This window comes from Wenzhouxiangella sp. AB-CW3, from assembly GCF_014725735.1.
Taxonomy (GTDB): Bacteria; Pseudomonadota; Gammaproteobacteria; order Xanthomonadales; family Wenzhouxiangellaceae; genus Wenzhouxiangella.
Window position 1 is genome coordinate 3,312,866 of the sequence record NZ_CP061368.1, and the last position, 26,842, is coordinate 3,339,707.

Genomic DNA, 26,842 nt, shown 5'->3' on the forward strand with positions numbered 1-26,842 from the left:
GCTAGGCCCCTCCCATCCCCTGGGTGACCGACTGCTGGATGAGGTCGTAGACCGGGATCAGCAGGGCAATCACCAGGAAGATAAACAGCGCACCGGCAACCAGAATGACGGCCGGCTTGATGATTTCGGCCAGCGAACGCACGACAACCTCCAGCCGGCGGCGATACTCATCGGCCAGGTGGGTCAACTGCTCATCGAGCGAGCCGCTCTCCTCGCCGACGCCGATCATGCGCACCGCCATGGCGGGAAAGCCGCCGGCCACCCGCATCGAGCGCGCCACCGACTCGCCGCGCATCACTGACTCGCGCACTTCCTGCAGTCGCCGGCGATAGTAGAGATCCGACGTCGACCGACCGAGCACATCCAGGCTGGAGACCATGTCCAGCCCGCCCCGGACCAGGATGCCCAGGTGCTCGGTCAACTGGGCCATGCCGGCGGAAGTGACAATGACGCGGGAGACCGGCAGGCGATGCAGCGTACGGTGCAGCACGTAGCGGCTGGGTTCATGGTGCCTGAACAGCCAGTACAGGCCGAGCACGGTCATGACCACCACGATCAGACTGGTCCAGACATGATCACCGGACGCCCCGGCCAGGTTCATGACGGTGACGGTCAGGGCGGGAAGCTCGGCATTGAGTTGCAGGAACAGGTCCTGCATGGCCGGCAGCACGTAGTAGATCCAGAACAATGCCACCGCGAAGATGCTGGCAAAGACCACTACCGGGTAGATCAGCGCGGTGCGCACGTCACGGCGCACGTTGATCATGCGCTCGACATGGCTGGCCGATTCCAGCAGCATGCGATCCAGATTGCCCGACTGGTCACCAATGCGGATCAGGTTGCGCACGGTTTCGGGAAAGACGTCGGGACGACGCTCGAAGGCCTCGCTGACGCTGACGCCGGCATCGAGATCCTCGAGCATGCTCGAGGCCACGCGCGCCACGCGGCGCGAGCCGGCCGTGTCTCCTTCGCCAATCAGGGTGCTGAGCGCGTCCAGTGCCGGAATGCCGGCACGCAACATCACGCCCAGGTCGCGCAGAAACCCGGCCAGTTCTTCGGGGCGGATATCGGACTGAAACAGCCCGCGGACAAAGGCGTGTATTCCCGTAAACACCTGGGGCAGGCGCCAAAGACTGAGTACCACGGCGTCCTGTTCACGCTCCAGCCGCACCCGGGCGGAGAAATCCCGCTCCACGGCCAGCCGATAAAATCCGGTACGCACTCCGCCATCGGGTTTCAGAATGCGGTAGTAGTAAGTATTGAGCCGACTCATTGCGGTGCGTTCCCCACAGCCCGGTGAATTTCCTCGACGGTGGTCTCGCCGGCCAGCACCTGACGCCGGGCCAGTGCGTGAATCGAGCGCATGCCCTGCTGGGCCGCCAGGTCGCGCAATTGACCCCGGGTCACATCGTCGGCGACGGCATCGGCCATGATCCGGTCCATGACAAGTTGCTCGTAGATCGGCAGGCGACCGTGATAGCCGCTGCCGCGGCAGTGATCGCAGCCGCGACCGCGCCAGATGCGCACCGGTTCCTGGTCGTCAACTCCCAGCCATTGCCGCTCCTCATCGGTAGGCTGCACGGATTCCTTGCAGTGCGGGCAGATGCGCCGCACCAGCCGCTGATTGATCACGCCAAGCAGGTTTTCGGCAATGGTTTCGGTATCCATGCCGAGGATCTTCAAACGCGGCACCACGCCAAAGATGCTGCCCACGTGCAGCGTCGACAGCACCAGGTGGCCGGTGGAGGCCGCGTCAATGGCCGCGCGGGCGGTCTCGGCATCGCGAATCTCGCCGACCAGGATCACATCCGGGTCATGACGCAGGAAATAGCGCAGTGCATTGGAAAAGGTATAGCCGGAGCGGGCATTGACCTCGGTCTGGCAGACCGAATTGACCCGGTATTCAACGGGGTCCTCGACCGTGAGCACATTGCGCTCCACCAGCGCCTGCATTCTCAACGCCGCGTGCAGGGTGGTCGACTTGCCCGAGCCGGTCGGGCCGGTCAACAGGATCAGCCCCGAGGGGCGACTGAACAGGGGGCCAAGCGCTTCCACGTCCTCGGCCAGGAAACCGAGATCGGTCAGCTTGTCCAGCGCGTTGCGTTCGGGCAGCAGGCGCAGGACCATGCGCTCGCCATGCTCGGCAATCAGGGTCGAGACGCGCATGGTGAAAGGCTGATCCATCACCTCGCGGCTGAAGCTGCCGTCCTGCGGCAGTCGCTGCTCGGCTACATCCATTTCCGCGCACAGCTTGATGAAGCTGGTGACCCGGTCAAGCGCCGGAGAAAGCGCGAACATGGGCCGCAGCACGCCGTCTATGCGAAACAGCACGTGACGGCTGTCGACACCGGGGGCGATATGAATATCGGTGGCGCGTTCGCGTACCGCCAGGTTGAGCAGGTGATCGACCAGCTTTTCAGGGCTGTAGACCCGGTCGCGGTCGTTCTCCAGCAAGCGTATCTCGCGCTGCAGCACCGTTTCCTGGGGGTTGGCGGCAAAATAGAAGTGCTGCCGGATGGCGCGCTTGATGCCGGCAAAGTCGCTCTGGACAAAACGGATGTCCCACCCGGTCCTGCGCTGCACCAGGTCACGCACATGCTCGGGGCTGCCATCGCCCAGGGCCACGGTGGCCAGACCGTCGCGCACACTGATGGGCAGAAAACCGTTTTTCAGACATAGCGACTGGTTGAACGGCGCCATCGCGTCGGCGGACGGCTCGGGCAGATCGTCGACATCGACGAACTCGCCGCCTTCGGTTCGCTGCCGTGCCAGCAACTGGGCGATTTCCTTCTGCGTGGCAAAGCCATGCTCCACGAGGAGATTGCCAAGCAAACCGCCTTCCACGGCCTGCTTCTGCAGGGCATAGTCCAGCTCGGTCTGGCTGATCAGCCCCTGCTGCCTGGCCAGCGTGCCCAGGTTCCAGCGACCACCGGCATTGGATCCTGATCCGGTTATCGGCTCTTGAGCCGGCATATCGAGCATCTCGTCAACCTCCTGAATGTGTTTCATCTGACTTGCGCGCTTCATGCCGGGCCAGTGCTTGCAACAGCCCAGAGGTCAAGGCATCGGGACGACCATGTGTCGGCAGACCCGACTGCTGCTGAAACGCTTCCACTGCCGAACGCGTGATCGGACCAAACCAGCCGTCGACGCCATCGGCATCGAGCAGGCCGAGCTCGAACAGCAGGCGCTGAACCTCGCGCACATGGCCGCGATCACCGACGCCGGGTACCGGCTCGACCGCCAGCCAGTGCCTGTCGGCCTTCTCGAAGCGGCACAGGTGTTCGCTCCCGTCATCGCCATCCAGCGCCGGCGGCTGCGGGTACAGGCCGACGGCCTCGCCGTGGCGCTCCAGCAGTTCATCCAGGCAAGGGGGTGTGGTGTCCGTTGCGGAAGTCTCTTCCAGGCCCGCCAGCCATTCTGAATCGAGCGGCTTCACGACCGGCGCCGGCACGGTATCGGTCTGCGATGCGGTTTCACGTTGCGGGTCCAGCCCGAACACCAGTGCGCTGGACAGTACCGCGGCTGCCGCGAAACTCAGCGCCGGCGCGCGCCAGGCATGATGGCCGGACACCATCTCCAGCTCCCCGGCGGCCTGGCGCACCATGGCGACGCTGATATGCTGCTGCGCCGCTCCGATCAGTGCATACAGACAACGGTCCAGCAACAGGTGAATCCGGCGCGGATTGCCCTTGCTGCATTGCCACAAGCAGCGCAGCGCCGATGCCGAAATACCGATCCGGCCCGCGCTGCCGGCCGCATCCAGGCGAAAGCGCACGTAGTCGCTCAACTCCGCGCGCGACAGCGGCTCCAGGTCCAGCCGATAGACGATACGACTCGACAGCTGTCTCAGATTCGGCGCGGACAGACGATCATCAAGCTCCGGCTGTCCGCACAGAAGAATCTGCAGCAGCTTGTGCTGATCGGTCTCCAGGTTGCTGAGCAGCCGGATCATCTCCAGGCTTTCGGCATCCAGGTTCTGAGCGTCATCGAGCACCAGCAGGCAGGTGCGCCCGGCCTCGGCACGATCGATGAGGAAATGGTTGAGCCTTTCCAGGTTGTCGCTGACCGAGTCGCCTGCATCCAGACCGAAATCGCTGCAGATGGCCTGCAGCAGCTCGCCGCCGCGCAGGAAGGTATTGAAGATCAGCGCATATTCCAGGGTGTCGGGATCGAAATCGGCCAGCAGCCGGCGCAACAGCGTGGTCTTGCCCAGTCCGATTTCGCCGGTAACCAGCAGAATGCCGCGCCGGGCCTCGATGCAGTGCGCCAGCTCGGCCAGAGCGGCTTCGCGTCCCCGGGGCAGGAAATAGCTGTTGGCATCGGGTGTCACCGGAAAGGGGTGACGCTCCAGCCCGAGAACCTGATCCGGCGCCATCGTCGACATCGTTACTGCCCCAGTGAACGTGACAGAGAACGCAGCGTGGACGAGTCCACATCTTGACGCGCGGCCTGCTCCAGCAATCTGCGGGCCGCGCCACGCTCGTCCAGCGCGAGGTGCGCATGAATCAGGTTGACAAAGGCCTGCTCATCATCCGGAACACGCCGCAGGATGTCCTGGTAGGGCGAGACGGCCCGGCGGTGGTCGCCGCTTTGCAGGTAGAACCATCCTTCGGCGCGCAGCCGCGTGAGGTGATCGCGCGGCAATACCGCCTGCAGTTCGGCCAGCGCTTCCTCGGCTGCCTCCCAGTCGCGATTGCCGATGGCCGACAGCAGGTCGGAATGCAGCTCGCGCGCCGCCGCACTTCGGCGGGCCACGCTCACACTGACCTGACCGGCCTCCTCGGCCGCGGTTTCAGGGCCGGTTTCCCGGTCGGATGCGGGCTTCGAATCCGACTTCGAATCCGGCGACGGTTCGGGTTCGCTATCCGCTGTTCCGGTCGACGCCTCCGCGTCTGTCGCGGATCGTGCCTGTTGCCCATTGCGCTCACCGCCCCGGTCTCCGGCGCTTGCGACCGAGGCCACCTCAAGCGGCCGGAGATCAACCGCCCGGGCCACCTGAATCGGCTCGACTTCCTCGATCGGGGCGGCAAGAGCATCATCGGACCGACGCTGGCCGGAAGCCGGCCTCGAACGCTCAGTTGGTTCGGCTGCAGGCTCCTCGACCATCGCCGACACCTGCCGTTCGGGGCTAACCGCGGCGATTTCCGTGATGGCCGTTTCCTGCCCGTCCGTGCCACCGTCGGCATTGATGGAGAAAACGGTTGAAACCAGGATGGGCAGCGCCAGCCCGGTGGCTGCCAGCCCGCCGAGCGTGAGCGTGCGGCGAGTGACTTGACCTGTCCGGGAGCGGGCAGCGGCATACACCTGCCGCTCGGTCGCGGCATCCGCTTCCACGCGTTGCAGGGCCTGGTGAATCAGACTCATTGACTGTGCACTCGCAGGGCGATGACCAGTTCACGGGTTTCGCTTTGTTCACGACGCTGTCCGAACAGGCGGCCGAACAATCCGATGCGGGACACGCCGGGCACCCCGGTGTCGTTGGTGCCATGACTCTGATCGATCAGCCCACCGATCAGGGCCATGTCGCCATCGCGCAGCTGCAGCGTGGTGGTCAGACCCTTGAGGTTGACCCGCGGCAGCGAGATGCGGGTATCACCCCCCACGTCAACCAGTGCCAGGCTGCCCTCGTCGACTTCGGTCTGCATCGGATGGATCAACAACTCGATCACCCCGTCATCGCGCAGGTAGGGAACAACGGCCACCATCACGCCGGAGAAGACCGAGTCGGTTTGTACTTCCGTGCGGGTGCGCCCCGCGGTGGTTTCGGTGCCGGTATCGGTGACCGATGTACTGGACACGAAGCGCGACGTGGTGCCGACATTGAGCAGTGCCGGCGAACCGTTGCGCGCCATGATGTTGGGGTTCGACAGCACCGAGACATGGCCAAAGGAATCGAGCGCATTGAGCACGGCGCTGAAGTTGTCGGACTGATAGGCCCCGCCCAGTCCACCGCTGCCCTCGCGGCCCAGGGCCCGCTCCGGCAGCACCACGCCTCGCTCGGGCAAACCCTGGTCACCCGGCGGCAGGCTCGCGGCCGCCTCGCCGATGCGGCCGCCCGAACCACCGATGGTGCCGGCGAAACGATTGCGCAAAAGGTTCCAGTCAATGCCGAACTCGAACTGATCGCTCAGGCGAACGTCGATCAACTGGGCCTCGATGAAGACCTGGCGCCCGATCACGCTGCGCAGGCGCTGAATGAACTTGTCGACCGTGGCCACCTCCGACGGACGGGCCTTGAGATAAAGCGAACTGGACGACTCGTCCACCGAAATGACCGTTGCATCGCTATCGCTGGTCCGCAGCACATTGGCCAGCGCATTGCGCACCCCTTCGTAGGGGTTGGTGTCGCTGCCGCCGCTGGCATTGAGCGTGATGTCGCCACGCAGGGCGCTGCTGCCACCACCGCCACCGGTCATGCCGCTGCCGCCGCCTCCGCCTTCGGTACCGGCACCGAAGACATTGCCGCCGGCGCTGAGTTGCAGATCGGACTGGGCATTGAGAAAGTCCAGCGAGTAGGTCTTTTCCTCGAAGAGCCGGACGCGCAGGGTGTTGCCGCGCACCTCGCCGTGCACGTTGTAGACCGACAGGATCTGGTCCAGCGCCTCGCGCAAGCTGACGTTGTCCAGCGACATGGTTGCGCGCTGACCGAGCGCATAGACTTCCGGGTCGACGATCAGGTTGAGATCGGACTCCTCGCTCAGGGCACGCAGCGCCTCACTGATGTCCGCGCCGTCGACCATCAGCGTGATGGTCTCGGCCTCCAGCGGATCGAAGGCAGGCGCCACCGGCTCGGTTTCCTCGAGCTCACGGCGCCGTTCGATCTTTTCGCGCAGCATGTCCACGGTGCGGGCCAGTTGCTCGGAATGCTGCGCTGCCCGCTCGGCAACCGCGGGAGCGGATTCAGTATCCGGCTCGGTGCGCTCGAGGTGGTCCAGGCTGCGCGGCGTGGCGCATGCAGTCGCGACCGCGACCAGCGCAATGGTCAGCAGCATTCTCGAAACGGTGACGGTCTGAAAAGTCATGCGGTTCATGTATTCGGTTCCTGCATTCTGCGTGAGCCCTGAAAGGTCAAATACTGGTTGCAGCGTGGCGCTGCAGCCAGGAAGCGAGTCTTGAAAAGGTTTCGGCGGTCACGACATCGTCGCGGTTGTATCCCGGCGGTGTGGACGGTGCATGCGCGCAGGACGGAAATCCCGGCTGGTCGTGCACGGAATCCAGCCGTCGTCCGCTGCCACTGCGATCGGTCAGCGGGCTGACGGCGAACCAGGCGACGTTGCGCACCGGGTTGTTGACACAATCCGGATTTCCGTCGCCACCGCCGCTGCCGGTCAGAATGATGCGATCCGGATCGGTAGCCAGGCGATCGGCATTGATCAGCCCGCGCACGAGGTCGCCGCTGCCGGGCGGGCCACCGCCGGGCAAACGCTTGATGGCGCGGGCCAGGTCGGCCTGCGAGTCGGTGGAACGAAAAACACCGTAATAGGCCCGGAGCTCGGGAATGGGTTGCGACATGCCCAGTGATACATAAGGGACCCAGCCGGTTTCCAGCTCCGGCGGGCAGGCATCCTGCTCCAGGCTTTCCAGGCCGTCACCTTCACGGTCGGGGCAAGGCAGCCGGCCATGCGCCAATGCAAAGGCGCGCATGCTCGAGCGCAACTCCTCGCCATGAGCTAGCGCCGTTGCGCGATCGGCCACCGGGTTCAGGTTGCCGAAGGTGTCGGTCGCGATCCAGGCCAGGACCCCGATGACGGTCAGGGCGATGGCCAGCTCGACCAGTGTGAACCCGTGTGCGCCCGAATATCCGTGAATCATGGCGATTCCTCGTCCGGCATTCCCGGCGGATCGAGATCCATCAGGTTCGGCATGTCGGACTGGAGCGCGCTGATTTCCTCGAAAAGCTCCATCATCCGGTCGCTGTGATCGACCTCGCCGCTTTCTTCGGCCAGCCGCGACAACTCCTGCGCCCGCGAGCGCATCTGCCCGGCCACATCAACCGTGGTTTCGAGATCCTGCAGGTTGACCCCGGCCACCTCGTCGGTGCCCAGGGTGGCGCGCAGGCGCCCAAGTACCTGCCGCAACTCGTCGGGATCGGCGCCCAGGCCTTCGCGGGACAGTCCCAGCAGGCGCTGCTGGATATCCATCAGCTCCTCGACGCTTTCGCTGCCGGGCAGCGGGGCGCGCAGACCGGTCGACGGCTCGTGAATCCTGGGTTCGCGTTCGCCGAACAGTTCCGGCACGGTGGGGCCGGGGACGTCTTCGGCATCTGCCGGATCAAATGCCCGGTCAGGAGCAAGGGCCGGCTCCAGCCGATCCGCCGGGGCGGGCTGCTCCGTTCGCGTCGTGGGCAGATCGGGGGTATCCATCGGCGCCGGCGCGATAAAGCGGTACTGCACCCACAGCCAGAGCGCGCCAACCACCAGCAGCCCCAACAAAAATCCGAGAACAGCCTGGCGATTGATCATGATCCGTCCCGCTCGCTCGAGTTCTCCAGGGTGCCGCGCCGGACCCGGTCCCGGGACAGGGTCAGTACCTGGCGGCCCTCTCTTTCCTGGATCACCACCTGGTGGCCTTCGATACGCTCAACGCGACCGCCACGATCCAGGCTGGAGGCTTCCGTGACCATGGCCCCATCAATCATGGCCCGCGGTTCGGATCCGAGCACGATCAGGCTGAGCCGACGATCCGGCAGCACCGGCGCCGGTTCCGCCGCGGCAATCCGGTCGTCGATCAGATCGCGTGGCGCCAGCGCAAGCAGCGGCGCGTCGTCTGCATCGGCCCGTACCGAGGCAACGGCCTGGGTATCGATTTCGCGGGCGATGCTGTCGATGTTGGCGGCCAGCCCCTCCAGCGCTTCCCTGCTGACCGGGGCCGAGACCTCGGCAGAGCCGGAATCGGCGCGCGGTGGCATGTGGGTCCTCTGGCCGTCGAAGAAACCGCCCAGACCGGCCGCGGCAAGCAGCAACACGACGATGGCGGTGAGCGTCAGAAATGCGAATCTCACGTCCGATCCTCCCGCGCTATCAAGCGATAGGAAAAACTGCCCCGACTGGTGCCGGCCGGGTCCAGCGAACGGGCCTCCCAGCCCGCTTCGTTCAGGGCCGCGACAAAGCGACTGATGGTGCCGCTCTGACCGCTTTCACTTGCCCGGCCGTCGACGCGCAAGCGGTAGTCTCCGCGCACGTCTTCGAGCGTGATGCGATGAATCGACACGCCCTCGGGCACGGCCGCTCGAATCTGTTCCACCACCGGAACCGGTGCATACAGACTGCCGGGAACCAATTGCTGAACAAAGCCGGCCACCGACTCCAGCCGGACCCAGTCCGGCGGCGCCGAGCCATTGCCGATGGCCTCGCGCAGACCATCGATCTCGGCCTGGCGGGTGGTCAGCTCACCCTGGGTTTCTGCAGCCACCTGGCGCGCCTGCCAGCCGCCGGCCAGCAGACCGAGTGCCAGCACCGCGATCAACGCCATGGCCATGGGCGCGCGCTTCTCGGCCAGCCAGGCCAGTCGCTGCGGCACCGGGTTGGCCAGGTTCATGGCCGGCTGGGCATTCAATTGCTCGGCCAGACCATCGAAGGGGGCATCGCTGCGCCCTCCTACAAAGGTGCCGGGCAGGAGCTCGACGCTCAGCGCTTCTTCCTGCTGCATGGCATCGACCAGATCAGACTCCTGATCAACACCGGAGCGGCTCAGCGGCAGCCAATCCAGCGTCACTTCGCCGGAGCGAAGCATCGGGTGGTCGACCAGTTGCCGACCCAGGCGGGTGGCCGCGGCAGTCAGATCGTCGTGACCATCGCCGCTGGCGAAAACATCCTCATAGACAAGTCCCCGGGGACTATCGACAAAGGCCATCAAGTGCCTGCCATGGCGCAGCACCCTGCCTCCGGCACCGGCAGCCAGCAACTGTCCGGGCAGCACGATCATGCAATGATCGGACTGGCGCGAGGCCCACTCCATGCCATCCTGCCAGGCAGCCAGCGGAACGGCGGTGTAGAGCACCTGCGCGCCGTCGGGAAGCCGGCGATTGCGATGAATGACGACATGGCTGGGGCCCTCGATCCACCCTTCCATGCGCACATGGCGCTCAACCATGGCGCGGGCGAATGTAGGCTTTCCCTCGAACCTCAGCTCACCAAGCACGGCGCCCGGGAAGGACATGACGACCATGGCCGGGCGGCTCAGTCGCTCGCGCGGCTTGAGCTGGCGGGTCTCGCCATCGGGCCCCAGCAGGGTCCAGGCGTCTCCCGCGGCCAGAACGACATCAACCGGCGTCATACATCCTCCTCGACTTGCAGGTAAAGCGTGCCGGTCAACTCGAAGTTGAGCCCACGCTCGCGCTGGGACGGCACACTGAACAGGCTGAAACCGGGGTCGCTCACACCGACCGTCCAGGCGCGCGGCACAAACAGGGCGCGGCGGTCCTCGGGCACGGTCTCGTCCAGCGCCGCCAGCACGTCACGTCGTGGCATGGTCGAACTGCGATAGCGCAGGCGCCGTTCGGTCCAGCGACCCGACTGCAGGCCCAGGGACTCGGCCCGGTCCAGCAGATCGGTCGCCGCCTGCTCTATCTCGCGGCGCCGCTCGACCTGTTCGCGCTGCTCGGCCAGAACCGCGGCTTCCCGGTCCAGTGCGTGCAACTCCACGCGCAACTGATCGAGCTCGGAAAAGCCGTGGCGCGCGTAGAACGCACTGACCACCAGGGCCGCGATCAGGCCGACGAACAACAAAATGACGACGGGACGACTCACGGGATTACTGGTCCATTCGCCAGTGCGCGGTCAACAGCACCACTTCGTCCTCATTGAAGGCACGACCTGTGGCGATGGCGTTGGCCGGCTCATCCGGGTCGACCACGAAGTGATTCTGGGAGTGGGTCACGTTGGCCGCCCACTGGTGGCCCGGCTGGTTGGCGCCGCCGGCCTCGTCGGAGCGCTGACCCTCGTTCTGGATGCGGAAACGACCCTCGCGTGCATCGGCCTGGCCATCGATCAACTGATCGAGGTAACGGGCCAGATCGGGGGTCAGGCCGCGAATGACCATGACATTGCCGGAGCCGGATGCCTGCTCCGGCGGGTTCCACTGAAAGCAGACCTGCAATTCGGCGACGTTGCCGTTGGAGTCTTCGTAGACATAGCGGTCTTCGAAGCCTTCGCCGCGACCGGCCGGCAGGGTAATACCCGATCGCAACATCAGGTCGCGCAGGTTCTGTTCGGCCAGTTCGGGATCGCCCGGGCCGACGGAGTTGGCCGGGTAGCCCTCGCCGTTACAGACCCTCAGTCCGGTATCGGTGAAGTTGGCCGGAACGCCGGCCGCGCCGCTGCCACCGGCCCAGGGGCTGGTGCGCTGGCAGACATCGCCTCCGGAACCGTCAAAGTTGGTCTCGGCCCCGTTGATCATGTAGGTCGGCGCCTGCTGGCAGTCGCCGACAACCGAGCCGGTGCGCTGGTAATACTGGTCGTAGGCCGCACGCCACTGCATGACGAACTTGTTGGCCACCCGGTTGTATTCGGCGTTGCGCTGCACGTCCTTGGCCACGGCCAGGGCACCGAGTATGAGTCCGATAATGGCCAGGACCACGGCCATCTCGACCAGGGTGAAGCCGCGCGAATCGGCGGCAGGATGACTGCTTGTCAGCTTCATGAGATCTTCCTCCATCGTCCGGTCAATACCGGGATCACTGATTCATCTTGTAGTGGGCGGCCACGGTGATGACCTGGGCCTCGTTGAGTGCCGGACCTGCGCCGGGCTCACCGGCTTCGTCACCGATGCCGTAGGTGTTGTCGGTATTCCATTGCAGCCCCGGCTGGTTGCGGTCGCCGTCTCCGTTGAGCCCGACCTGCCGGAACATGCCTTCACGGGCATCGGCCTGGCCATCAATGGCCTGATCAAGGTAGCGGGCCAGGTCGGGCGTCAGGCCGGTAATCACCATGACGTTGCCCGATCCCGAGGGCGTATCCGGCGGATTCCACCCGAAGCAGACCTGTATCTCCTGCGGGTTGCCGTTGCTGTCCAGATACACGTAGCGATCCTCGAAACCCTCGCCGCGGCCCGGCGGCAGAGTGACACCGGCCTGCAGCATCAGGGTGCGCAGGCTGCGGTCGGCATCGACATTGGCCAGGCCATCGAGCGCCGGATTGTCGCCTTCGCAGATCACCTCCAACGGCTCGATATCGCTCATGTCGCCACCCGATGAGTTGCCGGAATCGACAAAGCGCTCACCGTTGACCATCAACTGTGGCTGGATCTGGGAATCACCGACTGGCACGCCGGTACGCTGGTAGTAAGCGTTGTAGGCGACCACCCACTGATCGATGAACTTCTGCTTGACCTTGGTGTACTCGGCATTGCGCTGGATATCCAGCCCGATCATGACCGCTCCCAGGATCAGACCGATGACCGCCAGCACCACGGCCATCTCGACCAGGGTGAAGCCGGACTGCCGACCATTGAACCGATTGACTTTCTTCATCTTGCTATTGCCTCCATGGATGCCTCAAAGGCTGCTGTATCTGGACTTGTCCACTAGCGGATCCCTCGACTTTCGGTCCGGCGGGAGGGCATTGACACCGCGCTCCCCGAAGCTTCTGATAGACTCAAATCCGCGACTGTTACCGTATTCAGCGTGATTTCTTGCCGTCCTGTAACACTTTGTCCAGGAATCGCCCCGAACGCCGCACAACAAGCACAACCAGGCGGGGGACAACACCAGCCGATCAGCCATGACAAGAAAAGCGATCTCTGCGAGTGAGACACAGCCGATTACCCGGCTGCTCAGGGATTGGCGCTCCGGGGATGACCAGGCCCTGGAGGCGCTGATGCCGCTGGTTCATCGCCAGCTGATTCAACTGGCGCGCGGACACATGGCCCACGAGCGCAGTGCGACCATGCAACCCACGGCACTGGTCAACGAAGCTTTCCTGCGCCTGGTCGATTCCAGTGTCGATTTTGTCGATCGATCGCATTTCTACGCCATGACCGCGCGCATGATGCGCCGGATCCTGGTCGACCAGGCACGGGCCCGCTCCAGCCAACGGCGCGGCGGCGACAAGTTGCAGGTCAGCCTGGAGGACAACGAACTGCCCGCAGGGGAAGGTGGTGAGGAACAAGTCGATTTCCTGGCACTGGATCAGGCACTGACGACCCTGGCGCAACGCGACGAACAGAAAGCCGAGATTCTGGTGCTGACCTACTTCGGCGGAATGACCACCCGAGAAGTCGCTGCCGTCCTTGATGTCTCGGCCATGAAGGTCTCGCGTGAGCTCAGGTTCGCCAGGGCCTGGTTGGCAAAGACACTCGGAGATACATTCAACCTCTCATGAACGACTGGAACACCCTCCAGAACTGGTTCGACAAACTCGTCGCCCTGCCGGAAAACGCCCGTCGCGGCGCGCTCGAGGCGCTGCGCCGCGACGATCCAGCCCTGGCCACGGAGCTGGAAGACCTGCTGGCGGTTGACAGCTCGACCAGCACGCAGATCGGCTGGCGCGTACGTCGGGCAGCCACCAGCCTGCCCTTTCCCGGAGAACTGGAAAGCGGCGACCAGATCGGCGCATGGCGGGTCAAACAACGGATTGGCCGTGGTGGCATGGGCATCGTCTACCAGGTCGAGCGGGTCGAGGGCGACTTTGAACAAATCGCAGCGCTCAAGCTGGTGGCGACTGCCGGCGACCCGGCCCTGGGCGACTATTTTGTGCGCGAGCGCCAGATCATGGCCCGCCTCAATCACGCCAACATTGCCGGGTTGCTCGACGGTGGAGTCCTCGAAGACGGTCGCCCCTGGCTGGTCATGGAGTTCATCGAAGGCCTGCCGATCAACACATGGTGCGACACGCAACGCCTCGGCATCCGGCAGCGCCTGGCCCTGTTCCTGCGCGCCCTGGACGCGGTGCAGTTTGCGCATCGCAGCCTGGTGCTGCACAAGGACCTGAAGTTCAGCAACCTGCTGGTCACCGACGACGGGCAACCCAAGCTGCTGGATTTTGGCACCGCGTCGCTGATGGAAGACGAGACCTCCGACGACAATCAGACCCGACTGCTCGCACTCACCCCCGAGTTTTCCAGCCCGGAGCGCATTCAGGGCGCGCCCCTGACCACCGCCAGCGATATCTACAGCCTGGGCGTGATGCTCTACCACCTGCTGGCCGGATGCCTCCCACTTGATGCCCGAACATCAAGCCCGGCCGAGCTGGAGAGGATGGTTTGCGAACAGGAGCCGCTGCCGCCATCCCGACAGATCGACGGCAAGAACAACGAAGTGGCAAGTGCACGAAGCACTACACCCCGGTCGCTGCAGCAACAGCTCAAGGGGGACCTCGACGCCATCGTGCTCACCTGCCTGCGCAAGGAACCGGAACGCCGCTACGCCACTGCCCAGGCGCTGGCGGCCGACATTCGCGCCTTCCTGGACGACGAGCCGGTCAGCGCACGCAAGGACGCCGTCGGCTATCGCATCGGCAAGTTCATCCGGCGCCGCCGCTGGCCCCTGGGCAGCGGCATTGCCCTGGTGCTGGCCGTTGGCTTCGGCCTCAACGCATCCCTGACCAGTTACCTGGAAGCCGAACAAAGGCGCCTGGAACTGGAGCATGTCGCCCAGTTCCAGAACGAGCTGCTGCTGACACTGGACCCGGCCGACATGGGTGCAACCGTGATGGGATGGCTGGAAGACGAGCTCGGTCAACACGAACTGGGGGCCGATGGCGACCTGCCGGCGAAACTGCGCGAGACCCTCGACCTGGCCGACCTGGGGCGAACGCTGATCGACCGTGCCCTGCTCGGCACGGCACTGGAGCGTATCGGCGAACACTTCGTCGACATGCCCATGATCGGTTCGGAAATGGCCCGCAGCGTGGCTTCCAACTACCACCAGTTGCAACTCATCGATCAGGCCCTGGATGCACTTAAGCTTGCCGAGCGCATGGCACGGATCGACCCGGAGGGCGAAGGCGAGGCGCTGCAGTTGCGGGCACTGAGGCTGTCTCACCAGCGCCAGGTCGGCCGCCTGGAAGAGGCTGAAAGCGGCCTGAAGGAACTGGCCGCGAAGCTCGACGCCGACCCGGACCTTGCCGATGAGCTGGTTCGCGGCATCGTATTCAAGGGGCTTGGCGATATCGCCGCGCAACGCGGTGCACTGCCCAGGGCGCTCAACGACTATCAGCGTTCGCTGAACTATCGGCGTGCCGGGGGCCACGCAAGCGCGGCGCGCATCGTACTGCAGGACATTGCCAACACGCAGGCCCGCCTGGGCCGGGTGCACGATGCCCTGAACACGCTGGAGCAACTGGAAGACGAATGGACCCGGGCCGAATCAGCCGACCACCCCCGGGCGGTCAGCGCCCGGCTCAGCAAGGCCTCTGCGCTGAGCGACCTTGGCCAATTGGATGAGGCCGAAGCCATTCAGCGCGAGGTCCTGGCGTTAAGAACCCGCATGCACGGTCGCAACGACCAACGCACCCTGGTGGTACTGAACAATCTCGGCCTCACCCTCAATCGCAAGGGCAAGCCAGACCGGGGCATGGAGAAGATCAGACAGGCCTTCGACCTGCGCATGAATGCCTACGGCCCCACCGATCCCTGGACCATCAACAGTGCAGTTCGTCTGGCATCGGAAAGCCTGGATGAGGGCGAGCCGGAGAACGCACTCGACATCGCCGACAAGATCCTGGCGTCCAACAATCCGGCCGATTCGGGCAGCCTGGTCCTGCTCAGCCTGATTGCGCTGGTGGCCGAAACGGAGATCAACCGGGAAGTCGACAGGGAGCGCCAGGCTGATGTGCTGGCCCATCTCGATACCCTGGAACTGGGTTGGCAGAACGAGCTCCTGGCCGACAAGCTGCTGGCCCGACTCGACGAGCTCAAGGGCGAGCCTGGGCAGGCCCGCGACCGGCTGCAACAGGCGCAACAGCAACTGGATGACTTCGTCGACCCCGACCACTTCATCATGCGCGACCTGCTAAACCGACTGTCGCGGCTTGAGAGCTCTTCAACGTGACCTGCGACCACATGGGCTAAGATTGAACCTGGCTCGCCCTGACCGGGCAGTCATGAAACCCACCTCCCTGCATGAAACGGGACCGCAGCAGTGGCGCTCACCGAAAACCTGTACATCGCCCGTCAACCGATCTACAACCGAAACCTCAAGGTCATCGGTTACGAGCTGCTGTATCGAAACAGCAATGTCGACCGGGCCATATTCAGTGACGGCGATCTGGCTTCGGGGCAGACCATACTGAATTCGTTTCTGCACATCGGCATCGACAATCTCACCGGCAGCGCACGGGTCTTCATCAACCTTCCCGAGCAGTTCATCACCAGCGAGTCACTGACACCGATGTTCAGGGAGAACTGCGTGCTGGAAGTCGTGGAGTCGGTGGCGCCCACGGAAGACGTCATCGCCGGAGTCAAACGACTCAAGAAAATGGGCTTCAAGATCGCCCTGGACGATTTCGAGTACGACGACAGCGTCCTGCCGCTGGCCGAGCTGGCCGACTACATCAAGGTGGATGTGCTGGACAAGGACAGACAGCAACTGGGCCGTGAAGTCGAGCGGCTGCAGAATCTGCCGGCCCGGCTTGTGGCCGAGAAGGTCGAAACCCAGGAGATGAAGCAGCTCTGCCACGACCTGGGCTTCGACTATTTTCAGGGTCATTTCTTCTGCCGGCCGCAGACCCTGACGCACCGCACGATCGCGGCCAACAAGGGCGTGGTCTTCAACCTGATGGCCAGACTGCAGCGCGACGACATCTGCCTGCACGAAGTCGAGCGACTGCTGGCACAGGACGTCGCGCTGTCCTACAAATTGCTGCGCTACATCAACAGTGCCGCTTTCACCCTGCGCCGAGAAATCGAATCCATCCGCGACGCCGTGGTCCTGCTGGGCCTCGACAATGTGCGCAACTGGCTCACGCTGATCGTCATGACCCGGCTCGACGACAACAAGCCTCGGGAGTTGATCGTGATTGCCATGACCCGGGCCCGCATGTGCGAGCTGCTGGCTCGCGAGAGTGCTCCCGAGCTGAGCCGGCAGATGTTCATCATCGGACTGTTCTCGGTACTCGATGCACTGATGGACCAGCCCATGATCGAACTGCTCGACAACCTCATCCTGAGTACTCCGATCAAGCTGGCATTGCTCGAGCACAGCGGCGAACAGGGACAACTGCTCGAATCGGTTCTGGCCTACGAACGCATGGATCCCGAACGGCTGGCGCAGTCCGGCCTGGAACCCCAGACCATCTCATCGGCCTACATCGAAGCCGTGAAATGGGCCGACCAGAGCCTGAGCCTGCTGACCTGAACCTGGTCAGCCATCTACTCGATTCTCAGGGCGGCCACCGGATTCAACCGAGAGGCACGCCGCGCCGGAACATAGGCGGCCGTCAATCCGATGACCACAAGCAAACCCGCCGCCAGCAGATAGGTACCCGGGTCACCCGGCGTGATGCCGTAGAGCATGCCGTGCATCAGGCGGGTGAGCAGTACCGCGGCAACCAGACCAACGCCTACGCCCAGCGCCACCATCTTCATCGATCCGGCCACCACGATGCGCACGACCTGGTGCGGCGTGGCGCCCAGCGCCATGCGAATGCCGATCTCGTTGGTTCGCCTTGCAATAAGATAGGCAATGACTCCATACAGACCCACGGCAGCCAGAAGCAGTGCGGCCATCGCGGCAATCGCCAATAGCGTCATGATGAAGCTGACCTGGCTCTTCGAGTCGGCCAGATCTTCTTTCAGGGTGCCGACCAGACTGATGGGCACCGCGACATCAAGCGCCTCGAGGATATCGCGAATCCGCGCAATGGTGTCCGCGTGCACGGCATTCCCGGTTTTGACGATCAGGTGCAGATGCAGCGACGGGTTCAAGGGCAAGCGTTCACCGGGCTTGGGCGTGATGGGGTAGTAGATGGCCGCCGGCCTGGATCCCTCCAGCGAAGCCTCGGGCACATCGCCGACCACGCCAACCACCCGATAGTACTCGGGCGGATCACCCGGCATCATTAGCGGACGCACTCCCTTGCCCAGCGGGTTCTGATCGGGCCAGAATCGCTCGGCAAAGGTCTGGCTGACCACCACCGCGCCCGTGTCGGGATGATCCAGGTCCGAATGTGTGAATGTGCGTCCTGACAGCAACGGAATCCCCAGGGTCTCGAAGTAGCCCGGGGCGGTGAACACGATATCGCCGCAGGCGGCATCCTCACCCTTGCTTTCCAGATCAACCCCGGTCGCACCTTCGAAGTCCTGTGCGGAACAGGCGTACTCGCCGGACAATGGCAAGGGATTGCCGACCGATGCCGACACCACGCCCGGCAAGGCCTCGACACGCTCAATCAGTTCGCCATGGAACTGCCAGACCGCTTCGTGGCTGTTGTACTGCGCGAATGGCAGGTGAAGCTGCATGCGAATCACCGATTCCGGCTCAAAGCCGGGATCGATACTGCTGAGCTTCTGATAGCTCTGGACCAACAGGCCGGCGGCGACCAGCAGTACCAGCGCCAGGGCCACCTGTCCGCCGACCAGACCGGCGCGCATATGTTGCCGCTCGATGCCCGCGGTCGTCGAACGGGTCTCGCCACCCAGCACATCGACCGCCGGGTCGTGTCGATAGCGAACAAGCACCAGTGCGGTCAAGACGACCCCGGCCAGCAGCGAGACCGCGACGACGAGCAATCCGACGTCGGCATCCACGCCGATATTGTCCAGTCTGGGCAGCGTCTCGGGCGCCTTGGCAATGAGCAGACGCACGGCCATGGAGGCCCCCAACACGGCCAGCAGGCCACCGAGGACGGCAAACACCATGGCCTCGATCAGAACATGCCGGGCAATCACCCGCCGACTGGCCCCGAGGGCGGCGCGCACGGCCAGTTCGCGATGCCGACCCTCCATGCGCACCAGGAACAGGTTCGCAACATTGGCCAGTGCAATCAACAGCACCAGCCCGATGGCGCCGAACAATAGCCACAGGTGCCGAGCCAGCGGGCCCAGCTCGAAATCCTTCAGCGGTGTCACCCGCGTACGGAACCCGAACTGTTCGATAAAACCTTCGAAATAGGCGTCCGGGAACTCCTCGTGCAAACGAGCCGTCATGCGGGACACCTCGTCCTGCGCCTGATCGTGATGAACTCCCTCGGCCAGTCGGGCGACTCCGAGGAAAACATGAGAGTTGAAGTAAGGACCGGCCGGGTCCAGTCGCAGTGCGACCCACAGCTCGGGCTGTTCAGCTCGATCGGACAGGTCGGCATCGCCTGGCAGGCGCACCCCCGGCGACATGACACCGATGATCTCGTGGCGCTCTCCCTCGAACTCCAGCATGCGCCCGATCACTCCCGGATCGGCCCCGAACTCCCGCTGCCAGAACTCATGCGTCAACACCACCACGGCGCTGGCATCCGGCGCATGGTCATGTGAAGCAAAGGTACGACCGAGTGCTGGCCGCCCACCGAGCAGCGACATCATGTCGCTGCTGACAATCGCGGTCAGGGCTCGTTGCGATTCATCGCCGACGCGCACGGTCTGGCCGGTGATCTGCCAGACCCCTACCCTTTCGAATGCCTCGGCCTGTTTGCGAAAATGAAAGTACTGCGCATTCGACAGGTGCCACACCGCGTCCTCCGCCACACCCGGCACCGGTGATGTCAAACGCACCAGGCGGTCGTGCTCGGGAAACGGCAAGGGATCGAGCACCACGCCGCGCAGCACGGCAAAAATAGCCGCTACGGCACCGATACCCAGTGCCAGGGTGAGTATTGCCGCTACCGTGAATGCCGGATTGCGGGTCAGTTGCCGAATGGCATATCGGAGATCTTCCAGTATCGTTCCCATGAAATCCCTTGTTTCTTGCATTGCTGACAACCGGACCGAAATCCGGCAATCGATGAAGCTCAGGCAATACCGGCCGCCAGTTCGCGAACCCGCATGTCCTCCTCGTCACGGCGTCGTTCCATTTCCTCCTCGTCGACAATCTGACCATCGAACAGAAAGATCTGGCGCGAGGCCATGGCCGCATAGCGGGCATCGTGGGTGACCATGCAGATGGTGGTCCCGGCATGATGCAACTGTTCGAGCAACTTCATGATCTGTTCGCCATTGCGCGAGTCGAGGTTGCCGGTCGGTTCGTCGGCCAGCAGGATGGAAGGCTGACCGACCAGGGCTCGGGCCACCGCCACGCGTTGCTGCTGCCCGCCGGACAACTGCGCGGGATAGTGGTTGAGACGATGCGCCATGCCCACCCGATCCAGCGATTCCAGTGCCCGCTCACGGCGTTCCTTGCGGCCCGTGTCGTTTCGGTAGCTCAGTGGAAGTTCGACGTTCTCGGCCACCGTGAGATCGCCGATCAGATTGAAGGCCTGAAAGATGAAGCCAATCTCCTGGTTGCGAATGCGCGCCCGCTCGGCGATGCTCAGCTCCGCCACCTCGGTGCCGGCAAGCCGGTAACTGCCTTCAGTGGGCTGATCCAGCAGGCCCAGCAGCGATAGCAAGGTGGATTTGCCGCATCCCGACGGACCGGTGATGGACAGGTACTCACCCTGGCTAATATCCAGCTCGATGCCGGCCAGGGCCCGGGTTTCGACTTCGTCGGTGTAGAACACCTTCTTGATGTTCTGCATACAGATCAGTAGGTCTTTAGAGTTCATGGTCTTGCTCATGCACGGTGAGAAACAATTGGATGCGAAAAGAATGAATATGAACAGAAAGCCGAGACGATCTTCCTGCATGCCCATCATCAGTCCAGGCGAATACGGTCATGACTGTCCCACTTTGATGTATCGGAAAGAATGACTCGATCGCCCGGATTGAGTCCCGCTCGAATTTCAATGACATTGACCGAGGCACGTCCCAGCTCCACCGCGACCCTGTGAGCATAGGAATTGTCGTCGAGCCGAAACAGGGTGGCGGTGGACTCCGGCTGACCATGGGACGGCCGTCCGACAAACAGGGCATCTTCCAGTCGCTCGAGGACAATGGTGCCATCCACGGAAAGATCCGGACGCACACCCGGTGGCAATTCACCCATCAGTTCCACATCCACCTGCACGCTGCCGCCCACCACGGCCGGGTCGATGCGAACAACACGTCCCGGCACCTTGGCATTGCGAGTATCGATGGTGACTTGCTGGTCGAGCTGAATGTCGCGCGCCTGGCTTTCCGAGATGCGCAGCTCGGCAATCAGCTCATCCGGACGTGCCACGCGCCCCACGTTGACGCCCGGGTCGACCCGCTGTCCTTCTTCCACGTCGACGCGTTGCAGCACCCCGGCCACACCGCCCCGGATACTGAGATCATCCAGACGTTGCTGCTGGCGACGATAGCGCTGCTTCGCCTGCTCAAGACGGGCACGTTCGGCCTGTATCTGCGCGCTGACCGAGGCCTGCAGACGTTCCATACGTTCGGTCTCCAGTTCGGTGCGAACGCCGAGCTGATCGGCGCGCAGCCGACTTTGCTGATGATGAATGCGCGAAACAATGCCCAGCTCTGCCAGCTCCTCCTCGGCGACCGCTTCCAGCTGGGCGCTTTCATGTTCGGCCCGGGTCGCGGCCAGCGAACTGCGCGCGTCCAGCAACTGACGCTCTAGCTCTGCTTCCAGTGAAGCCAGACCCGCCTTCAGGGCATCGACTTCCCAGCGAATGTCCTCGACTCCCTGCACCAGCTCCGGATTGGAAAGCTCGACCAGCACCGTATCGGGCTCGACCAGGGCGCCGGGCCGGACCAGTACCCGCTCGACCCTTCCGGCGCTGGCGGCCGATACCCAGCGTGTTTCCCGGGGCACCAGGGTGCCCGGCCCGCGGACTTCACGCACGAATTCGCCCGAACGCACGGAGTCCATCCAGACCGCGCTTTCAGCCACCCGGGGAACGGCCGGCTCAAGATCATGAACGAATAGCCCGGCAACGGTCAGGCTGACAGCAACCACACCGGCCCACAGCATGCGCCTGCGCCAGAGCTTTCGTTTCAGGTCGGGGCGTTGAATATCCATGGGCCATAGTAAGCAAGTATCGAGCCAACTTCCCGACCTCAATCAATTCAATCACTTGCCCGATCCGCATCGATACAGAGACCCCCCGTGAATCCCGAATCCGGGACCGACAATCCCAAATTCGGGATTTTTCCGACCGCCGGAATAGACCGTTTATTCGCTGCGCAGCCACAGCCGGGCGACAGCGCCCTGCCCCTCGTCCCTGGCTTCCAGTGTCAGGCCGCCACCGTGCAACTCGGCAATGCGGCGCGCCAGCAAGAGCCCAACGCCGCTGCCGCCCGGCTTGGTGGTAAAGAACGGCACGAACAGATTGTCCGACTCCGGCGGCCCGGGACCATTGTCGACCACTTCGATGCACACACCCGGATCCTGCGCGCGCCACCGCACAACAACCTTTCCCTGCTCGGCCGGCACGGCATCGCCAGCATTCTTCACCAGATTGATCAGGGCCTGCTCGAGCTGATCGGCATCGGCCCGCACGGTCATGGAGGCGCCGTCCAGCTCAACGCCCACACGGACCTCCAGCTCCGCGACACGCGCAATCAACTCGCCAAGCTCGAACGTGCTGATGGCCGGTGCGGGCAACCGCGCCAGGGCCGCGTAGCCACCCACAAAGCGTTCCAGCACATCGGCACGCGAGGCGATCAAGCTCAGGCATTCCCGCACCTCGGCATGATCAAGCGGCCCATCGGTCGACAACAGGGTCTGGGATATGGACTTGATCGGTGCCAGCGAATTGTTGATCTCGTGGCCCAGCACGCGCACCAGTGTTTGCCAGGCTTCGCGGCGCTCGGCACCCAGTGCATCGCCGACCTCGGTCAGCACCAGCAGGATATGGGCCTGTCCGGCATTTCGGAATGGACGACGCCGCACCAGGAAGCGGCCGCTGCCGCCGGCCAGTTCGAGTCTGACCGGCTCGTCATGCGTCTGCTCCAACACGTCATCCAGGCCCAGGGTGTCGGCGGTCACCCCGGATTCCAGTCGCATGCCGCACAACTGTTCCGCTGCAGGATTGGCGGCGACCAGTTCCCGGGCGCTGTTGAAAGTGAGAATGGGCAGGTCGATTTCCTGCATCAGCTTTGCCAACAGCGCATCGGCCTGGCGAATGCCAAGACCATGCTCGCGCAAACCATCGGCCAGGCGATTGATCTCCCGGGCCAGATCACCCATCAAGCCGGCCCGATCGGCGCGCGCCCGTACGGCCAGGTCATGACCCCGGACCGCACCCAGTACGTTGGTCAGGCTACCCAGCGGACGCAGAATCCTGGCCGGCACGTACCAGGCCAGCACAGCGACGCCAGCCAGGGCTGCAGACCACGGCAGCCAGCCCGGCAAAGCCGGAAGCAATACCGCGCTAGCCCAGGCCAGCACCACGATGCCCGCGGCCAGCAGCATGGCCAGCATCACCGACCACTCAAGAGCCGGGCGCCTGCCAGGCCTAGACATCGATCCCGAACTTCTGCAATCGCCGGTACAGCGCACTGCGGCTCAGGCCCAGCGCCTGCGCCGCTGCTTCAACATTGCCACCAAAGCGATCCAGCGCGTTGCGGATCAAGAGCTGTTCGGCATCCATCAGCGGCATCACTTCGCCGGAGACCCGCTTGCGGCTGGACAATGAAGTGCGATCAAGGCTCAGATGTTGCGGTTCGACAACGTCTTCACCACCGAGCAGCACCACGCGCTCGATCACATGACTCAACTCGCGCACATTGCCCGGCCAGTCATGGGCGGTCAAGGCTTCCTCTGCCGCGTCCGACAGCGTGAGCGAACGGCCGTAGCGCCGGCCATGGCGCTGCAGAAAATGTCGCGCCAGCAGCGGAATATCCGAACACCGCTCACGCAGAGGCGGCACACGGATCTCGATGGTATTCAGACGAAAATACAGGTCCTGCCTGAACGCTCCCGCGCGCACGCGCTCGGGCAGGTCGGCATTGGTCGCGGCAATGACACGCATATCGACCGCATGCGTTCGGGTGCCGCCGACACGTTCAAACTGGCCCGACTCCAGCACATGCAACAGCTTGGCCTGCTGCGATTCCGGCAGATTGCCGATCTCGTCGAGAAACAGGGTGCCGCCATCGGCCAGCTCGAAACGACCGATGCGGTCTTCACGGGCATCGGTAAATGCGCCGCGCAGGTGTCCAAACATCTCGCTTTCAAACAGATGCTCCGGGATGCTGCCCATATTGACCGCCACGAAGGCCTGCCCTGCACGCAGGGAGCGCCGGTGCAGCATCTCCGCCACCAGGCTCTTGCCAGTACCGTTCTCGCCGGTAATCAGCACGGAGACATCGGCGCTGGCCACCCGGCCCACGGTCTCCAGCATCGCCTTCATCGCCGGTGCTTCGGCCACCAGCTCCCCGCCCCCCGAATCATCACGCTGGATTTCCGAGATGGCCTGGAAGCGCCGCTGGTCGCGACAGGCCCTGGCACGTTCAAGCTGGCTACGAATCACCGTCAGCAACCGAACATTGTCCCAGGGCTTCTCGATGAAATCCGACGCCCCCGCCTTGAGCGCCTCCACGGCCACTTCCACCGACCCCCAGGCCGTCATCGCCACCAGGGGTGTTTCTGGGTCTGCCGTCCTGATGTCCTCGATCAGTGTCAGACCCTCGCGACCGGACGTGGTATCGCGGCTATAGTTGAGATCAAGCAGCGCCAGGTCGATACCGCCTTCTGTCATCCGCGCCCGCGCCGCCTCCGGCGAGGCGACACAGACCACCTCACAGCCTTCCTTTTTCAGCATCAGGCGCAGCGCCTGCCGAACATCCGCCTGATCGTCAGCGACAATGATGGTCGAACCCTTCATGTCCATGGGCCACCTTCTGTGGGTCTATCCGGAATTCGTCTGGGCCGAGGTCGCGTGATCTGAGAGCTGACCAGTGAGGAGGGTCCCATGACCGTACCCAAGCTTATCGGAACGGTGCTCAAGTTCAAGGGATTTCTCCGGGCACTCTTGAGCCTTGGTCAGTTCGCCCACCATTCCATACGGCAGGGGTCTAACAGGTATAATGCAAGCATCTTTTAGCCGAGGATATCGTCAATGAGTCAGGCACACATAACCCGCTCCCTGCCCATCCGGGCCATCCTGTTTGCAGCCTGCCTCGCTGCCGGTATGATCCAGGCGGCAGCAGAACCGGAAGACCACCACCATCACCATCATCACCACGACGGAGAGCTGGAGCTGGCCCTGAACAACGGTGAACGCTGGGGCACCGACGAGTCGCTGCGCACCGGCATGGACGGAATCTTCGAGGCCTTCGCACAAGCCCATGACGCCTACCGCAGTGGCGCGCTCAACAGCAAGGGAGCCGCGTCTCTGGCCGATCAGGTCGATGAACAGGTCCAATTCATCTTCGCCAACTGCAACCTCCCGGCCGATGCCGATGCCGAGCTGCACAAGCTGCTGGCCGCCACCTTCGGCGCCACCGCAACCCTGCGCGAGTCGGACGACCCGCACGACGGCCTGCATCAACTGCATGCCGTACTCAAAGCCTACGGCGAGCACTTTGAACACCCGGGCTGGTCGGCGGCGGTATCCCATTGAGCCGGTAGCCCAACAACCGACTGGGTGATGGCCAAGCAGGCAGGAGTCGGGTAGCATCACATCCGGCTGGGTGATTGCGGCAGGGACTGCTTCCAGGACTCGAGGGTCAAACCGCTGCTTGCCGCCTTTCAGGCCGAGCTCACGCAGAGTGGGCCAGCCTGATACCCGAGAGCATCAACATCGAACAAAAAAAGGGATTGCTGCTAATGAGAGTGGGACCCAACCGTGCCCCCCTTCGGGGCTTACTTTGCCTGCTGAGCGGCCTGCTCGTCCTGTCGTCGGCCCAAACGGAGGAGCTTTTCGTGGAAACCTTCGATGGCCAGGACGACTGGACCAGTGCCATGTGGAGTACCGATCGCAGCCAGTATGCTTCCACGCACACCATTCCAGACGGTTGGTTTTCCATTCGCCAGGATCCGACCTGGGCGCCTTCCACGGGGCATGAGGATCGGCATGAAGCCATAGAAGTACTGGCCAGCAACGCGCACAAGGCTCGCGGCGAAAGTGGCAAGAGCTTTGTATCATGGCGCGACTATCACGACCCCGGCTGGCTGCGCTGGAATTCCGATTCCATACTGGCCAAGTATTTCGAGGAAGGATATTCGCAGCTATATGTCGAGTTCTATGTCAGCTTTTCGGAGGACTGGACACCAACGGGCACCTCGAAGATGTTTCGGGTGACCTCCTGGTCCGGGGAGGGCAGTTTCTACGGTTATGGTAGCGGCAGAGAACACGGTCCCACCATGCTCTGGAACTACCGCGCCGGATCCAGTGGTGTGAGCAACCGGCTCGCCTTTCGCGGTGGCAAGCACGGCGAACAGTACAGCTTGACCGACGACATGATTTCAGGCCTGCCGCGGTCATTGATCAACTCCGGCGATTTTACCGGCAATTGGACCAGTCACCTGCTCAACCCCGTGCCCGACAAACTTCATGGCGGCCTCATCGAAAGTACGGCGGCTCACCAACAGGTCTACGGCCCTCCAGGCAGCTGGACCAAGGTAGGCATTTTCGTGAAGATGAACTCCGCACCCGGAGTGATGGATGGCGTTTTCAAGCAATGGCATGACGGAATTCTCATTACCAGAGCCGATGTGATGTGGGTGCCGGAAATGGAGGTGGACGAGATGCCCAGGTGGAACGTGGTCGCGATTGGTGGCAATGACTTCTGGCGTGGCTTTAGCAACGAGGAGCGCAGGGAAGAGTGGTATGCCATCGATGACCTGCGCATCAAGACCGCCCCCCCTGCTCACATGCTTGACAGTGTCTTCATGGATCAGTTTGAAAGCTGGGCTCAGTAGGAGATCAACAAGGTCGTTACT

General features: G+C 63.5%; 22 protein-coding genes. 5 read left to right on the forward strand and 17 right to left on the reverse strand.

Features of this window, described 5'->3' with window-relative positions; all coding sequences use genetic code 11:
- Nucleotide 1 precedes the first annotated feature (1 nt).
- The 12 genes from IC757_RS14295 to IC757_RS14350 are packed head-to-tail and all read right to left on the reverse strand — an operon-like array spanning nt 2 to nt 12,472.
- Entirely contained in the window at nt 2-1,273 is a 1,272-nt protein-coding gene (locus IC757_RS14295; RefSeq protein ID WP_190974960.1) for a type II secretion system F family protein, read from the reverse strand.
- Nucleotides 1,270-3,009, reverse strand: coding sequence for a GspE/PulE family protein (locus IC757_RS14300; RefSeq protein WP_223846147.1), 1,740 nt, complete (start codon nt 3,007-3,009; stop codon nt 1,270-1,272). Before IC757_RS14300 ends, IC757_RS14295 begins: the two co-directional genes overlap by 4 nt.
- Nucleotides 2,987-4,387 carry an ExeA family protein gene (locus IC757_RS14305; RefSeq protein ID WP_190974961.1) on the reverse strand — a complete coding sequence of 467 codons (1,401 nt, stop codon included), beginning with the start codon at nt 4,385-4,387 and terminating at the stop codon, nt 2,987-2,989. The genes IC757_RS14300 and IC757_RS14305 overlap by 23 nt, the downstream gene beginning before the upstream one ends.
- Before the next feature lie 2 nt (nt 4,388-4,389).
- The gene (locus IC757_RS14310; protein ID WP_190974962.1) at nt 4,390-5,367 is read right to left on the reverse strand and encodes a tetratricopeptide repeat protein; all 978 of its coding nucleotides are present in this window, start codon (nt 5,365-5,367) and stop codon (nt 4,390-4,392) included.
- Nucleotides 5,364-7,034 carry a pilus (MSHA type) biogenesis protein MshL gene (gene mshL, locus IC757_RS14315; protein WP_190974963.1) on the reverse strand — a complete coding sequence of 557 codons (1,671 nt, stop codon included), beginning with the start codon at nt 7,032-7,034 and terminating at the stop codon, nt 5,364-5,366. The genes IC757_RS14310 and mshL overlap by 4 nt, the downstream gene beginning before the upstream one ends.
- Before the next feature lie 37 nt (nt 7,035-7,071).
- The gene (locus IC757_RS14320) at nt 7,072-7,815 is read right to left on the reverse strand and encodes a type II secretion system protein (RefSeq protein WP_190974964.1); all 744 of its coding nucleotides are present in this window, start codon (nt 7,813-7,815) and stop codon (nt 7,072-7,074) included.
- Nucleotides 7,812-8,465, reverse strand: coding sequence for a hypothetical protein (locus IC757_RS14325; RefSeq protein WP_190974965.1), 654 nt, complete (start codon nt 8,463-8,465; stop codon nt 7,812-7,814). The genes IC757_RS14320 and IC757_RS14325 overlap by 4 nt, the downstream gene beginning before the upstream one ends.
- A complete protein-coding gene (locus IC757_RS14330) occupies nt 8,462-9,004 on the reverse strand; it encodes a hypothetical protein (RefSeq protein WP_190974966.1) in 543 nt (180 codons plus the stop codon). The genes IC757_RS14325 and IC757_RS14330 overlap by 4 nt, the downstream gene beginning before the upstream one ends.
- Nucleotides 9,001-10,278 (reverse strand): hypothetical protein, encoded by a 1,278-nt coding sequence (locus IC757_RS14335; RefSeq protein ID WP_190974967.1) that lies wholly within the window; start codon nt 10,276-10,278, stop codon nt 9,001-9,003. The genes IC757_RS14330 and IC757_RS14335 overlap by 4 nt, the downstream gene beginning before the upstream one ends.
- Complete coding sequence (locus IC757_RS14340) at nt 10,275-10,751, reverse strand: hypothetical protein (RefSeq protein ID WP_190974968.1); 477 nt, start codon at nt 10,749-10,751, stop codon at nt 10,275-10,277. Before IC757_RS14340 ends, IC757_RS14335 begins: the two co-directional genes overlap by 4 nt.
- 4 nt (nt 10,752-10,755) lie before the next feature.
- Nucleotides 10,756-11,643 (reverse strand): type II secretion system protein, encoded by an 888-nt coding sequence (locus tag IC757_RS14345; protein WP_190974969.1) that lies wholly within the window; start codon nt 11,641-11,643, stop codon nt 10,756-10,758.
- 34 nt (nt 11,644-11,677) lie between these two features.
- A complete protein-coding gene (locus IC757_RS14350) occupies nt 11,678-12,472 on the reverse strand; it encodes a type II secretion system protein (protein ID WP_190974970.1) in 795 nt (264 codons plus the stop codon).
- 250 nt (nt 12,473-12,722) lie between these two features.
- Between IC757_RS14350 and IC757_RS14355 the strand changes: the two genes are divergently transcribed.
- From IC757_RS14355 to IC757_RS14365, 3 genes are all read left to right on the forward strand, one after another.
- Nucleotides 12,723-13,322 (forward strand): ECF-type sigma factor, encoded by a 600-nt coding sequence (locus IC757_RS14355; RefSeq protein WP_190974971.1) that lies wholly within the window; start codon nt 12,723-12,725, stop codon nt 13,320-13,322.
- Nucleotides 13,319-15,991 carry a serine/threonine protein kinase gene (locus tag IC757_RS14360; RefSeq protein ID WP_190974972.1) on the forward strand — a complete coding sequence of 891 codons (2,673 nt, stop codon included), beginning with the start codon at nt 13,319-13,321 and terminating at the stop codon, nt 15,989-15,991. The genes IC757_RS14355 and IC757_RS14360 overlap by 4 nt, the downstream gene beginning before the upstream one ends.
- Nucleotides 15,992-16,081: 90 nt before the next feature.
- Nucleotides 16,082-17,296 (forward strand): EAL and HDOD domain-containing protein, encoded by a 1,215-nt coding sequence (locus IC757_RS14365; protein WP_190974973.1) that lies wholly within the window; start codon nt 16,082-16,084, stop codon nt 17,294-17,296.
- 14 nt (nt 17,297-17,310) lie between these two features.
- Here IC757_RS14365 and IC757_RS14370 read toward each other — a convergent pair whose 3' ends face one another.
- The 5 genes from IC757_RS14370 to IC757_RS14390 all read right to left on the reverse strand — a co-directional run bounded on the left by IC757_RS14370 (nt 17,311) and on the right by IC757_RS14390 (nt 24,788).
- Complete coding sequence (locus tag IC757_RS14370) at nt 17,311-19,821, reverse strand: ABC transporter permease (protein ID WP_190974974.1); 2,511 nt, start codon at nt 19,819-19,821, stop codon at nt 17,311-17,313.
- Between the two features lie 59 nt (nt 19,822-19,880).
- Complete coding sequence (locus IC757_RS14375) at nt 19,881-20,633, reverse strand: ABC transporter ATP-binding protein (protein WP_190974975.1); 753 nt, start codon at nt 20,631-20,633, stop codon at nt 19,881-19,883.
- Nucleotides 20,634-20,722: 89 nt separating this feature from the next.
- Complete coding sequence (locus IC757_RS14380) at nt 20,723-21,973, reverse strand: efflux RND transporter periplasmic adaptor subunit (RefSeq protein WP_190974976.1); 1,251 nt, start codon at nt 21,971-21,973, stop codon at nt 20,723-20,725.
- 153 nt (nt 21,974-22,126) lie between these two features.
- Entirely contained in the window at nt 22,127-23,419 is a 1,293-nt protein-coding gene (locus tag IC757_RS14385; protein WP_190974977.1) for a sensor histidine kinase, read from the reverse strand.
- Entirely contained in the window at nt 23,412-24,788 is a 1,377-nt protein-coding gene (locus tag IC757_RS14390; protein WP_190974978.1) for a sigma-54-dependent transcriptional regulator, read from the reverse strand. Before IC757_RS14390 ends, IC757_RS14385 begins: the two co-directional genes overlap by 8 nt.
- 228 nt (nt 24,789-25,016) lie before the next feature.
- Between IC757_RS14390 and IC757_RS14395 the strand changes: the two genes are divergently transcribed.
- Together IC757_RS14395 and IC757_RS14400 are read left to right on the forward strand one after the other, a co-directional pair.
- Nucleotides 25,017-25,520 carry a hypothetical protein gene (locus tag IC757_RS14395; protein ID WP_190974979.1) on the forward strand — a complete coding sequence of 168 codons (504 nt, stop codon included), beginning with the start codon at nt 25,017-25,019 and terminating at the stop codon, nt 25,518-25,520.
- A 302-nt stretch (nt 25,521-25,822) separates the two neighbouring features.
- A complete protein-coding gene (locus IC757_RS14400) occupies nt 25,823-26,821 on the forward strand; it encodes a hypothetical protein (protein ID WP_190974980.1) in 999 nt (332 codons plus the stop codon).
- The last annotated feature ends 21 nt before the right edge of the window (nt 26,822-26,842 follow it).

Bases quoted from the DNA above. Each gene is read 5' to 3' on its own strand.
- IC757_RS14295 (WP_190974960.1), bottom strand. From the start codon at position 1,273: ATGAGTCGGCTCAATACTTACTACTACCGCATTCTGAAACCCGATGGC.
- IC757_RS14300 (WP_223846147.1), bottom strand. From the start codon at position 3,009: ATGAAACACATTCAGGAGGTTGACGAGATGCTCGATATGCCGGCTCAA.
- IC757_RS14305 (WP_190974961.1), bottom strand. From the start codon at position 4,387: ATGTCGACGATGGCGCCGGATCAGGTTCTCGGGCTGGAGCGTCACCCC.
- IC757_RS14310 (WP_190974962.1), bottom strand. From the start codon at position 5,367: ATGAGTCTGATTCACCAGGCCCTGCAACGCGTGGAAGCGGATGCCGCG.
- mshL (WP_190974963.1), bottom strand. From the start codon at position 7,034: ATGAACCGCATGACTTTTCAGACCGTCACCGTTTCGAGAATGCTGCTG.
- IC757_RS14320 (WP_190974964.1), bottom strand. From the start codon at position 7,815: ATGATTCACGGATATTCGGGCGCACACGGGTTCACACTGGTCGAGCTG.
- IC757_RS14325 (WP_190974965.1), bottom strand. From the start codon at position 8,465: ATGATCAATCGCCAGGCTGTTCTCGGATTTTTGTTGGGGCTGCTGGTG.
- IC757_RS14335 (WP_190974967.1), bottom strand. From the start codon at position 10,278: ATGACGCCGGTTGATGTCGTTCTGGCCGCGGGAGACGCCTGGACCCTG.
- IC757_RS14345 (WP_190974969.1), bottom strand. From the start codon at position 11,643: ATGAAGCTGACAAGCAGTCATCCTGCCGCCGATTCGCGCGGCTTCACC.
- IC757_RS14350 (WP_190974970.1), bottom strand. From the start codon at position 12,472: ATGAAGAAAGTCAATCGGTTCAATGGTCGGCAGTCCGGCTTCACCCTG.
- IC757_RS14355 (WP_190974971.1), top strand. From the start codon at position 12,723: ATGACAAGAAAAGCGATCTCTGCGAGTGAGACACAGCCGATTACCCGG.
- IC757_RS14360 (WP_190974972.1), top strand. From the start codon at position 13,319: ATGAACGACTGGAACACCCTCCAGAACTGGTTCGACAAACTCGTCGCC.
- IC757_RS14370 (WP_190974974.1), bottom strand. From the start codon at position 19,821: ATGGGAACGATACTGGAAGATCTCCGATATGCCATTCGGCAACTGACC.
- IC757_RS14375 (WP_190974975.1), bottom strand. From the start codon at position 20,633: ATGAACTCTAAAGACCTACTGATCTGTATGCAGAACATCAAGAAGGTG.
- IC757_RS14380 (WP_190974976.1), bottom strand. From the start codon at position 21,973: ATGGATATTCAACGCCCCGACCTGAAACGAAAGCTCTGGCGCAGGCGC.
- IC757_RS14385 (WP_190974977.1), bottom strand. From the start codon at position 23,419: ATGTCTAGGCCTGGCAGGCGCCCGGCTCTTGAGTGGTCGGTGATGCTG.
- IC757_RS14390 (WP_190974978.1), bottom strand. From the start codon at position 24,788: ATGGACATGAAGGGTTCGACCATCATTGTCGCTGACGATCAGGCGGAT.
- IC757_RS14395 (WP_190974979.1), top strand. From the start codon at position 25,017: ATGAGTCAGGCACACATAACCCGCTCCCTGCCCATCCGGGCCATCCTG.